The following is a 13,246-nucleotide window of genomic DNA, read 5'->3' as shown; positions in this document are numbered from 1 at the left end:
TTTTACAAACCCAGATGCTAAAATTTTGATGAATCGTTTACCTTAAAATACAATGTATTTCCGTAGCTACCAGATTTTATAAATCAACTTTCTTTGCATTGCAATTTTTCAACCTGTCCCTTAATCGTGGCTACATGCAATCTTTGAGCTAAAAAGCGCTATGTATAAAATAGTGAGGGCTGTGATATAAATTTTAGCAATATAGGGGCTGGTGCCAACCCCATCGTCCACATTTCACCATGTTGGAAGATGGGAAACAATCCTCAATGCACGGAGGCAATGATCTGCGGAGTTGCAGCTTATCTGGACTGGCGAGAGACACAAGTATAGTGAGCAGTGTTGCAGCACTTACCCTTAGGATGCGGCTTATATTTCTATATTTGCGCAGTGATTGGTATGGAGTGAGGGCATGTCCTGAGCTGTTTAGAGGGGGATAGAGGGGGGGATAGGTAAGCACCAAGAGAATGGACTGGGCGGAGGAAAAATGAAAAAAAGTGATGTATAATCAGATTGTCAAATTAAAGTTGTCTCGCAGCCATTTCATTTGCTACGCGTTTTTGTTTTTGATTATTACATCTAGTTGTGGTGTGTATATTTATAAAAATATACCACTAATATGCGATTATTTTATAAAGTTAAATAGTACAACTTCTGGAGTTAGCCATCTATAAATTCCCCGCATTACTGTCAGTGGAGCAATCTATAAAAACGAAAAATTTTTGACATCAATGTAAAAAGGACCGTCATTACGTGCACAAAAACTGAGTAAAAACACAGAAATTATCATTAATAGTATTATAATTAACAATTTTGGTGATTTTGATGCAAGAAATGTAGATATAGCTATTGATGATAGCTGCATTGAATATTTACAAAAATTTATTGAAGACAACGGTGTAGATTTTAAGTTTACCACCTCTTCAGCACAAAAAAGTAATAAATATGCTGAATATGAAATAAACTATTCATCAATAGGAAGTATGCATAGTATAAAAGGCAGAATTATTCGAAAACACAATGGCGATGCGCAAACCCTTACCACGGCTTTTACCAAAATTATCGCAATGTCGCTTCGTAATAACCCTGCCAGCCCATATGAAATTTTGTATTTTGTCGACATTGAGCCCAAGTCTATCACACGAAAATACTAACTCTGTGCTCGCCGCACCCGAATTTGGACCTGTCGGCATTGTGTTGAGCCTTGCATCTTTCGCTTCCGGTGTTGGGTGTGTTGCTTCATACGGCTCTTACCATTTTGGCAAACGTAGTCATAGCAATGTCGCCCCACTAGAAGGACACATTCCCACGTTACACCAGGGAGCCAAGCCGCGGCTGCGGAATCGATGTCCAGCCTAGAGAGTGGTGATACGCAGGTGATGCAAAAAGATAATAAATAAGGCGGCTACATTTCTGTAACCGCCTTGTTTTATTTGGTACCGGGAGCGAGACTTGAACTCGCAAGACCTTGCGGTCGGCGGATTTTGAGTCCGCTGCGTCTACCAATTCCACCATCCCGGCATATAATGTGCTTCGGTTTTACCCGAGCCCATATGTGCGAAGAGTTTTCTTAGCGTAAGGGATGGGGATTAGTCAAGAACATGCTTGAGGTTTATTGCCCATAAATGTCAAAAGAGTTTTTGGGCAAGTAAAATCGCCCTTATATATAGGATGACAAAATTTGACATAACCGCAAAATTTGTTGCCTGTTATTCTTCAATCCAGTGAGCAGCGCGCTCAATAGCACGGTGCCAGTGGTACAACATTTTTTCTTTTCTATCCGCTGGCATTGTGGGCGTAAAACGGCGATCAAGTTTCCATTTGCGTGCAATGACTTCTTCACTTTCCCAAAAACCCACAGCAAGCCCCGCCAGGTACGCAGCGCCAAGAGCTGTAGTTTCCGTAATAGTGGGGCGTTCCACCACAACGCCGGTGAGGTCGGCCTGAAACTGCATAAGCATATTATTTCTGCTGGCACCGCCGTCCACCCGCAAGGTTGTAAGCTTGATGCCCGTATCTTTTTGCATGGCATCAATAATATCAAGTGTCTGTAAGGCAATAGCCTCAATGGCGGCTCGGGCGATGTGTCCTTTTGTGGTGCCTCTTGTCAAACCTACAATTGTGCCCCTGGCGTATTGGTCCCAATAAGGTGCTCCCATACCCACAAATGCCGGGACCATATACACACCGCCATTGTCAGGAACTGTAGCGGCTAAACCCTCCAGTTCCGAAGAGTCTTTGATAATCCCCAGGCCATCGCGAAGCCATTGCACAACAGCACCAGCCACAAAAACGCTTCCTTCAAGAGCATAGGAGTATCCGCGAGCAGTTTGCCATGCCACAGTAGCCAGCATGTTGTTTTGGCTTACTGGGGGAGTTGTGCCGGTGTTTAGCAGCAAAAAACAGCCTGTTCCATAGGTATTTTTGGCCATGCCTTCTTTCATGCAACCATTGCCGTAAGTTGCTGCCTGCTGGTCTCCAGCAATGCCCGCGATAGGAACTGACCGCCCAAAAAATTCAGGATGTGTTTGCGCCATAACGCTGGAGGAAGGGGCAACTTCAGGCAGCATTTCACGCGGTACATCCAGAATTGCGAGTAATTCATCATCCCATTGCCCTGTATGTATATTGAAAAGCAGCGTGCGGCTGGCATTGGAAGGGTCAGTGACGTGAACTCCTCTTTTACTGAAGTTCCAGACGAGCCATGTATCAACTGTGCCGAACAGAAGTTCTCCAGCCTCCGCCCTTGCCCTGGCGCCGGGTACATTATCAAGTATCCAACGTATTTTACTGCCAGAAAAATAGGCATCCAGAACAAGACCAGTTTTATCCTGAATAATTTTGGCCTTGCCATCAGCGCGCAACTGATCGCAAAAAGACGCGGTGCGCCTATCTTGCCAGACAATTGCGTTATAGATCGGGGCGCCTGTGGCTTTTTCCCACACAATAGTGGTTTCGCGCTGGTTGGTGATGCCTATGGCAGCGAGTTCATTGCCGCATACTTTTGCGCGACGCATGCATTCGTGCATAACATGAGCTTGTGAATCGAAGATTTCATCGGGGCTGTGTTCAACCCAACCTGGTTGGGGATATATCTGGGTAAATTCTTTTTGTGCGACCTGAACGATATTGGCGTTGGGGTCAAAAAGAATTGCGCGTGAGCTGGTTGTTCCCTGGTCCAGGGCCAGAATGTACTGTTTCATGGTTCCTCCATCTGCGCAGAGGGTCAGCATATTCTGGTATATTACATGTAGCCGCCTTGTTTGAATAGAGGCATGTATACAGGGTGCTGCTCTGCAGATTACGTGCAGCTTTAAAAAAAGTACAAACTGGAGCCAATATATTTGATCTTGAGCGATCTGAAGCTATTGATCGCTCTTAAATTGATTTTAGTTAACGTTGTTCAGCTCGCTCGCGTGCGATGCGCATTGCCCGTGGAGGGAATTAGCGGTCAGGAAGACAAAACAAAAACCCCCGTGAAAATCTCGGGGGTTGATGATGTCGAAACGCGATGCCCTTGAGCGTCAGCGTGATAAATGAAACAAAACTATTTGGAGCAGAGGCGGTCAGCAGGAATAATGGTAAAGTTGTTGGCCTGAAGAACCTCAACAGCCTGATCAACTTTGTCGAAGCGGAAAATCATGACCGCGCTTTCCCCTTCGCGCTGCACAAAGGCATACATGTATTCTACATTGATGCCATTGCGCGAAACCAGCTGCAGCACTTCGTCGAGTCCACCGGGACCGTCATTTACTTCAACGGCTACAACACTGGTTCGTCCCAAGGTGAAGCCTTTATCTTTAAGAACAGATTTGGCTTTTTCGTGATCGCAGACGATCATGCGCAGAATGCCAAAGTCTGAAGTATCAGCGAGTGACAGCGCACGGATGTTGATGCCCGCTTCAGCAAGAGTGTGGGTTACTTCTGCCAGGCGTCCGGCCCTGTTTTCCAAAAAAACGGATAATTGCTCTGCTTTCATGATAAAATCCTTACGTCCGGCTCAGTTCAGGCTTTATGATTAGGGTCGTCGGTGGAAGAAGGCTTTTTATCCTTCGGCGTGATGTCAATTTCATCGGGCTCAGAAGAGGCACGGCGAAAGTTGCGAATGGCCCTGCCAAGCCCACCGCCTATTTCCGGCAGTTTCTTCGATCCGAAAAGCAGTAGAACAACCACAAGTATGAGCAATAATTCTTGCATGCCAATGCCGAACATGCGGCAAGCCTCCGTTACTAGGTTGGATCGAAAAGCCGTATTACACGTTGGAACATAAGCCGCACGGGGCGTAAGGTCAAGGCGGCATGTCGCCAGATTCGTAAGAGGCAAGGGCAGTACTATACTGGTTTATAAACAGAAAGGGCCGTCACCCCCAAAAGTGACGGCCCTTTCCTTCGCGTGGCTTGATAGCCAGATATGACTAGATGATGCCCTCAGCAAGAGCATTTTTTGAGATCAATATGGTCATACTGTCACTCGTAAAGGCCACATAGTCGCTGGCCATGCTACTTGGGGTCTGAGCATTATTCACAGTCCAGTCCGAGGACAGTTCTATTTTTTCCGCTCCATTCAGCTGCACGCCATAGCTTTCCAAACTGGCAAGACTGGTCAGATTGTTGCCGCCATCTGTCACGAATATCTCAATATTCTTGATGGTGTTGCTTGCGGGATTAGAGAACAGGCTTTCAAGCGAGTTTTTGTCGGCACCGATCATCATATCAATGCCAGTACCTCCGTCCATGACGGTATTGCTGGCGCTGAACACCAGTACGTCATTGCCCGAGCCGCCATAGAGTTCGTTGGCTCCGGCACCGCCATCCAGGTAGTCGTCACCAGCCCCGCCAAACAGGCAGTCGTCGCCAAGGCCTCCGAGAAGCGTGTCGTTGCCTTCTCCGCCGGAAAGTATGTCGTTGCCGGATCCACCTTGCAGGGTATCATTTCCACCTGCACTACCAAAGATTACTTGAGAGCTTGTTTCGCTGGCATCGCCAAATGATCCGCTTGGCTGATTGTTGACGTCCAGATGGATTTCAACCTTGCCAGAAGCGCTGTCTTGCCAAATTCCATCATTAACCCTGTAAAGAAATTCATCTTTCAGCTCTTCGCCGTTGGCGTGCATTTGGGCCAGTTTTTTCATGGCGTCCATATCGCTGGACATCGTGTAATTGTATACATAACCGTCGCCATTGGCATTGGTGACGATTTCAAGAGTGCCAAATTCACCCGTTATCGTAGTCCCTGAGCCTGAAACACCAACATCAGCGCCAGTGCTGTCTGTGAAGGTGTAGCTGAGGGTGTCGCCATCCTGATCCAGCAAAGACAGCGGGTTACTGTCAAAGGAGAAATTGTCCCCGGCGGGGATTACGCCGCTGAGAATTACAGGCAGCGCTATCTGCTGACCAACGGGAGCATGGTTTGTACCATAGTACCGGATTGTCACATCACCGGACGTATCGCTTGCGCCATGCTGATCTTCCACCTTAACCGAGAAGTCAAACTCGTTGTACTGGTTGGAAGGAAGACCGCCTGCCTGGGAAGCGTCAGGCTCAAAACTGTATTTCCACTGCTTTTCGCCGTTGGCCATTGCCTCATAACGAAGGGTAAGTGTGCCGTCAGGCAGATCGCAGGTAAACAGCGTAGGATCGACCGTATCCGCAGTAAGAGCATACTCGGTTCCATCAACAACAATTGTGAGGGTATGCGAATCGTTCTTGTCCGGATCGTTGACGGTTATGGTGTTGGTCCCCCCATTTATCGAAATTTCTGGGGCATCGTTAGCACCAATAATGTCGATCACAAGGCTTCCAGTTCCTTCAGCTCCATAAGGGTCACGTACAACAAGGTTAAAGATGTCCTTGTCAAACTCTCCCTCGCCCAACGCCTTGATGCCGTTGGGGTTGGTTACCGTGTATTCATAGTAAGTTTTGCCATCGGCTCCAACGGTGAGCGTGAGCTTGCCATATTTACCATACAGTTCTGTTACATTGCGTTCGCCAAGAATGGGGTCCGTTGTTCTGATGTACACCAATGTGTCATCACCGTCAGCGTCTGCAGTTACAATTTCACCAGTAAGAGGCGTATATTTGCCATCACTGCTCTGAGCGATGTCAAATTCATCCTTGTCCAGAGGAATGGCAGTATAATCAGGCGTTTTATCGCCGGTAGACACAATGATGGGCGCGGTATTGGTGCCCATAATGTTGATATTCAGGTCTGCCGTGGCTTCATTGCCATGCGTATCTTGAACCACAATAGTGCCGGGGATGTTGAGTTCCTCACCAACACCAAGCCGTGCAACGCCCTGAGGGTCACCCTTGAAGGTGTACAGCCCTGTGGTGCCGTCGATGCTCAGGGTGCCCATATGTATGGCGCCAGGAGTAGAACTTGAGGTGACCTCCCAACCCGTGGCGGTCTTTATGGCATAGACATCAGAATCAGAAACGTTGCTGCTGTTTTCCTTGATGCTGTAGGTCAAGGAATCGTAATCAGCCTGGTCTGTATCATAGCCTTGCGCCTTGCCATGCACGGTATAGTCAACTTCAGTGCCGCCCTGCTTTTCCTTGACGACGAGCAGAGCGCCAGAGCCTGCGGGGCCAGTTGCTTCAAGCGAACCGTCTACGCCGTAGAGGTAGAGCGTCGGCACATCGTCAGTACCCTGAATAACGACGGTGATTTCCTTATAGGTTGAGCCGCCCTTGTCATCCCGCACGATCACCCTGAATTTTTCTTCAATGGATTCAGGCTGCGAAGATGGGTTGCTGGGGTCCGCGCCGTTCAAGGCCTGAACATCAGGGTGGGAGTTGTTCAGTTTGAAATAGTAACTGCCGTCAGCGCCCATAACCAGAACGCCGTACTTGCCAACCACCATACTGCCTTCGCCGCTGCCATCAGCATTGGCTACGCTGTATGAGAGATTATCCGCAGCGCCACCGCTAAACGAAATATCCGGGTCAGATGCCTCAACCTTGTTTGCGTCACTGATTATTTTATTATCTTCAGTAACCACAAGGTCGTCAGCTGTGCTGATTATGGGGTTGTCGTTTGCGGCAGTTATTTCAACATTGATCGTATGCCCGGTGCTGGCTTTGCCGTCGCTGATGTTAACGGTCACAGGGTCGTTTACCTTCCCGCCAAAGTTGGTATTTTGGTAGGCGGGATCAAGATCGTACGTGTATTCAAAATGCGAATTTCCGTTAACGACAGTCTTGGTGATAGTGTACACGCCATACTGCCCCTGAACCGTGTAGGTATCGGTGCCAGTTGACGTGACATTGGGGCCTGTAAGCACCAGAGTTTCACCTTCCACAGCGTCAAGGTCTTTGGCTTCAAAGTTGCCAGACGTGCTGGTAGAGCCCCATGTGCCCCCGATCTGCTGATTCAGGCTGCCATCGGAGGAGCTTACCACAAAGGGCAGATCGTTAGTGCCCTGCACGGTAATTTCAATGACTTTTGATGTGCCATCGCTGCCGGTAACAGTGAATTCCTGCTTGATTTCTTCACCTTCACGCAGCTTTTGCACGTCAGGATGGTCGTTGTTCAGGGTGTAGGTATAACTACCGTCAGGCTTCAGGGTGATGGTACCATACTTGGTTACAATCACATTCTCCGAAGCGTGAAGGCTTGAGTCTCCGGCATCGGAACCATAACCCGTCAATTTAAGCCCGGAATCATAGAAATTATCGCCGCCCACCTTACCTGTGGCCGTGTAATCTTCATCTTCCTTGACGGATTCATGCTGGTCCTTGAGGCCATTTCCCGGCTGGTTGCCGCCGGAACCGGGGTCGGGATTGGGATCAGGGTTGCCAGGATCGCCACCCCCGTGATCTGCGTCAGGGCCAGCAACTTTGATAACAAGCTTGATGGGCTCATCAGACGTGGCATTGTGCGGATCACGGACATAGATGTTGAAGATTTCTTCTTCAATCGCCTTGGAGTTTGCGGCAACAAGAGCCTTGTAGTCAGCTCCATTCTTGTCAAGAATGTACTGATACGAGCCATCACGCTGAATAATAAGCGTGCCGTACTTGCCCTCGATCTGTTGCACCAGACTGCCCTGGGCTTCTCCGGTAGAGGCGGTGCCTTCAACAGTGAAGAAGGTAAGCCTGGCCTGATCACCGTGGTCGGCATCTGTAATGATTTTCTCAGAGTTGAGTGAACCATTTACCGTAATGTTTCCACCCTTGGTAGCATCCCAGTGCGCCATTTCATCGCTGTCAACAACTACGGCCTCACCGTTTCTTTCATCAAGCGTGAGCTTGGATGTAACCTCCTGGCCTGTAAACTGATCCGTGTAAGCCACAGTGACATCGCCATGAGTTTCTGATGTCACTACCGGTGCGTCATTGGTGCCATTAATGGTTATCACCAGGTTGCCGTTCGTTGTTTCGCCTGCGTGGTTTTGCCCAGAGCCGGTGACGTTTACTGGAACGGTTATGACAACGGATTCCCCAACTGCAAGGTTGTTGATGGGGTCGGCAAGCTCGCTGCCATTCATCAGCGGCTCAAAGGTATACTTGCCATCAGGCCAGAGGGTGAGAGTTCCGTAGCCATTGATGGTGTATACAGAAGATCCGTCACTGCCAGCGGTGGGGCCGCTAACCTTGCCCATATCGGCACCGTCATTGGCAGCCCCGGCGGGAACAGACACAGTCGGGTCGCTATACGTATAGGTATCAGACACTCCTGAACCGGAGCTTGGTCTGTCAGAGAGGTCCGGGTCATCCACGCCAAGCTGGCCGTTGACCACAAAAGACGCAGGGTTGCCGCTGTTCGGGTGGTTTGCTCCGAGGTGCTGTGCATGCCCGTGGCTGCTTGTGCCGTCATAGTGCAGGTAGTAGTAGGTTTCGCTGGGCAGGTCCGAACCGTCCACGCCGTTTTCTTTCATACCTGCAGTATTGCCCACAAGACGGCCCGGATCGTCATTGCCATTGATGGTGATGACGATGGGCTTTACCTCAGAGTATGCGCCGTTGGGGTCTTTTACGCGAAGGTAAAATGTGTCTTCTGCGGACTCACCGTTATTGAGCCAGGTAAGATCATCCGTGCGGGTATAGGTAAATTCGCCCGTCTGCTGATTGATCTCAAGAATGCCAAACTTGCCCTGAATGATAAAAGTATCGCTTTTAAGGTCAAAGTTGGCTTCATCGGCCAGATTATCGCCGCGCAGATCATCGTTGGTAACCGACTTGCCGGGCAGAAGGTTTACCAGCGAGAATGTAAAACCATCTCCAGCAGCAACAAACTGAGACTGCCATGAATTGGTTGCCGGATCATACGTGCCGGCATCTTCATAGTCTGTAATGGCGATCTGCCCCGTAAGGATTTTGCCGCCACCTTCAAACTCACTGCCGGTATTCTTGCCGTAGTGCTCTTCCATAGATTTATCAAGAGAGCCAAGGTCAATAATTGGCCTGTCATTGGTGCCTTGCACAATGACGCCAGTGGGAGTTTCGCTTACAGGCGAGCCTGTGATTTCATTATTGTTGTCGGTTTCGTAAACCCGTACTTCAAAGTTGTCAGACAGTTTGTCGTTAAAGTTCAGCTCTTGAACTTCGTGATTGTCGTTATCAAGCTCATACGTGTACTTGAAGGGGGCGCTGTTATCGGTCGCGCCGTCAGCCTTGGTGCGCTCTATGATGAGCTTTCCGTACTTGAGCTGAATTTCAATGGAGCTTTCACCACTCATAAGCTTGTTGACATCATGAAGGGTGCCGTCACTGTCTACAATAACGTAGTGCATCTTGGCATCAACGCCGGGATTGTTAAGGGCTTCCTGGTCGCTCTTGTCAACGTCGTGCGCGTAGAGCTCGCCCTTGGATTCGGGTTGCCCACTTTCTTCGTTCTGGTACTGGGACTTATAGACTTTATCGTTGGTGTCAGTAATTCTGACGGATTCAGCAGGCATGACGCCACTTTCCACAACGAGGCCACGGCCCCCGGAGAGGCCTATGCTGGTCGGATCATCACTGCCAACCACCTCAAAAATAAGCTGCTTTTCATCATACGCACCAAACTGGTCGCGTATAGTGATAGTGAAGTCGTCTTTACCGATTTCATTTTTGCCCACAGCGGCGGCGCGAATTGGATCAATCACATAACGGTATGTGTAGGTATCGTTTGTGTGGTCGCTGCCTGAAGACGTGCGAACAATGTACAGATCGCCATATAACCCGCCAACCTTAATGGTGTTGTCAGAGGTGTTGTTGGCAAGGTCCATGCCCTGGTCGCCAGTGTTATTGCTTTCGGCCTTGATGTCGTGGCCGTTCTTCATGTCCAGTGTGTCGATGTCGCTGACAGTCAGTTTGCCCGTGGCCACCTGAACGGTCTTGTCGTCATTGAAGATGCCGCCCACATCACCCGTCAGGCTGCTATTATCATGCTTAATGGACAGCTCGGGAATGTCATTGGAACCAATGATGGTAACGACAATTTGACCATTGCCCACTGTCGTGGCCTGCCCGTCGCTAACCGTAGGTGAAAAGGTAATGATTTTTTGCTCGCCTTCGCTGAGCTTGTCAGCGGGGCCGCCAGTGGCATTATTGAGGGTAAAGGTATAGGTGCCGTCGGCATTCATCGTCAGAGTGCCAAAGTAGTTGTCGTTACCAGGGGCCTGATCGGTAACGGTGCCATCGGCAAGATAGTAAACAGTTGTTGAACCGTCAGCGGCAGCGTCAAGAGGGGTACCTTGTGAACTGGCCATGCCGAAGGTCAGGTTGCCCTTGTCGTCAAAGTCTACGTCGTCAGCCTTAACCTGACCAGTGAAGCTCAGCTTGTGCTGCTCATTGCGGGAAGCGTCCGAAGCCAGGTCGCCGTTGCCTACATCCGTTGTGGGAGTGTTTTCAAGCGAATTGGGGAAGAGGGCGCTGTTGTCAGGAGCGTAGACGCCACTTTCTTTGACAGTGCCCTTGCTGCCCTCTGTAAAGAAAGGAGCGTCGTTAGCGCCGACAATCTGCAGTTCCAGAGGAATATCGTTCCACGCGCCGAACTCGTCCTTAACAACGACCTCAAGCTCCACGAGCATCGTATCGCCTTCACCCATACCTTGAACGCAATCAGAGCTGTTCTTGAGTGTGAAGGTATAGGAAGCGCTGTTAGAGGCACTGTTGTCAGTGATATTCAGCGTTCCATAGTAATCCGAGGTGTTCAGCGCAAGAAAGTCGGCCTCGGTAAGCAGAACATAACTGCCAGCACCGTCAGGCACGACATAAAGCTTGTTGACCATTTCCTGACCAGAAGGCGTAGAGACCTTAAAGCCATAGCGCAGTTCAGCGCCATTATCGTAGTCAGTAGCGGTTATTGTGCCAGTGACCTTGACGTTATCGTTGGCGCCGCTGGTATCGTTGGCTTTGCCGGATTCCTTGATACTTTCATGGCTAACGCCATGCTCATCAGGCAACAATTGGGCATTGTTCCAATGGGCGGCATCGTCAGTAAAAATGGGGCGGTCATTGGTGCCGATGATATTTACGTCAATGATATTGTCCCCGCCCACAGGGATGCTGCCATCGCGCAGGTGGTCAATATCATAGTCATGCAAGCCGTACTCGTCCTGCACCGAAGGTCTGAACTGCAAATGCACTTCCTGGCCTTCAGCAAGGGCGTTCGTTTTTCCTCCGGCCTCGGTTCCGGTAAGGGTGAACTGGTATTGGCCTGTTGACGTATCAAGGCTGAGATCACCGTACTCGGTATGATAAATCGTAATGTTGGGGTTTGCCGGGTCAATATCAATACCGATGATGGTCACAGGATCTGTTCCATCAACAAAACCAACAACGCTGCCAAGGGAAATGGCATTGCCTGAGTTGTCGGCAATGCCATATGTCAGCACGCTGTCGTGGTCAGGGTCACGCGCGATGATCTGGCCTTCAATGGAAGTCCTGTGCTGGTTCGCCCCGGTGCCGCCAGCCTGAGTGGCAGTGTTTTCATTGGCATCAAGAGTTTTGGTGGTATCTTTTACGCCATAATCGCCAGCAAAAACGCCATCCTCTTTCAGCACGACGTCATCGACCCTGATGATGTCAGGTGCGTCGTTGGTACCTTCAATGACGACGTTGATGGGCTGCGTTTTGACAGGGTTGATGCCGTCAGTGACAGTGACAAGAATGCTGTCAGTATGGATTTCACCCTGTTTCAGGGAGTCGGCGGCACCGTAGTCCTCGTTATTCAGGGTATAGGTAAAATTGTAGGTCACATTTGAGCCCGCGTTGGAGGGCGTAATGGTAAATGTGCCGTATTCGGTGGTGACGGTGGTCGTGCCAGTGGCGTTAATGGCATAGGATGTTCCATTAATGACTACGGAGGCGCTGAGTGAGTCGCCATCAGGATCGTAGGCAGAAAAGCTGCCGCTCATGACGGCAACGCCAGCCTCAGGAACAAAATTGCCAGCGGGGTTTTTAACCCAGCCGGATTCCTTGAGTGAAAGCGTGATCATCTCGGAATTGGTGCTCAATACTGGCGACAGGTTGAAGGCCGACCCCATAAGATCTTCAGACGTCACAGAGCCCAGCGCAAAGCCATAATCAAGCGCGCCAAGGTGGTCCAGACCGTCTTGCAGGTCACTGTTGGCATACTCACTGTAGCGGCTGTCGCGTGCAGCGGCGGCGGCTGGCCCGGCAGCAGGCATGAGGTCCGGCCCCATAGCGGCAAAAAAGTCCGCACTGCTAACAAGCTGGCCGTCAACTTCAAAGTCAGGGGCAGTGTCCTTGTTGTACTCTGTGTAGAAGTTTTCAATGCGAACGCTGGAGCCATCATCAAAGCGAAACAGAAGGTCGCTGTCGGAACGCTCAAGGGTTGCTTCGCCAGCAGGAAAATTTAAAGCAATCCGTGCATCGGCTTCAGCAGGAACAATTGATTGTTGAGAAGCTGCCGGGCGAGAGATGTTTACAGTACGCATGAATGCCTCCGCAAAACCTTTACCGCGAACTAGAAAAGAAGCTCCAGCGGCAAAAGTTTAGGCATGCGCGCTTATATAGCGCGATAGATGGTTACCCAATAAGGGCCAGAGTGGGGGATAGTAGGGAGCAGGCTGCACCTGCTCAAGGCCGGATGCCGATCTGAGTTGTGGCATGGCCTCGTGCCCGTTAGATTTGCCTGGGCAAAACTGACAAGCGCTGTGAGAAAAACGGGAGCACTAAATGATATGAATTATCAATTGTTGGTTATACCATACGCTGTTTAAAAGTTTGGTCAAGAGTAAAACTTTATTAATCTAAAGCAGGTTAATGATAAAAAACTATAGGCGTAATAGCTTTATAAA

At 49.7% G+C, this 13,246-nt stretch carries 4 protein-coding genes and 1 tRNA gene; all 5 read right to left on the bottom strand.

The features are described 5' to 3' along the window. Positions 1-1,431 precede the first annotated feature (1,431 nt). Positions 1,432-1,518: transfer RNA gene (locus HNQ38_RS09880), tRNA-Leu, on the bottom strand. Between the two features lie 188 nt (positions 1,519-1,706). Continuing rightward, positions 1,707-3,200, bottom strand: a complete 1,494-nt coding sequence (glpK, locus tag HNQ38_RS09875) for a glycerol kinase GlpK (RefSeq protein WP_183719995.1) — start codon at positions 3,198-3,200, stop codon at positions 1,707-1,709. A 344-nt stretch (positions 3,201-3,544) separates the two neighbouring features. Continuing rightward, positions 3,545-3,976: an ACT domain-containing protein gene (locus HNQ38_RS09870; protein WP_183719992.1), complete on the bottom strand. Its 432-nt coding sequence runs from the start codon at positions 3,974-3,976 to the stop codon at positions 3,545-3,547. A 26-nt stretch (positions 3,977-4,002) separates the two neighbouring features. Continuing rightward, the gene (locus tag HNQ38_RS09865; protein WP_183719989.1) at positions 4,003-4,209 is read right to left on the bottom strand and encodes a twin-arginine translocase TatA/TatE family subunit; all 207 of its coding nucleotides are present in this window, start codon (positions 4,207-4,209) and stop codon (positions 4,003-4,005) included. A gap of 202 nt (positions 4,210-4,411) precedes the next feature. Continuing rightward, complete coding sequence (locus tag HNQ38_RS09860; RefSeq protein ID WP_183719985.1) at positions 4,412-12,883, bottom strand: VCBS domain-containing protein; 8,472 nt, start codon at positions 12,881-12,883, stop codon at positions 4,412-4,414. Between the last annotated feature and the right edge of the window lie 363 nt (positions 12,884-13,246).

The sequence above is a fragment of the Desulfovibrio intestinalis genome, from assembly GCF_014202345.1.
Taxonomy (GTDB): domain Bacteria; phylum Desulfobacterota; class Desulfovibrionia; order Desulfovibrionales; family Desulfovibrionaceae; genus Desulfovibrio; species Desulfovibrio intestinalis.
The sequence above is the reverse complement of the archived record's forward strand: the minus strand, read 5'-3'. Positions and strand labels throughout refer to the sequence as shown.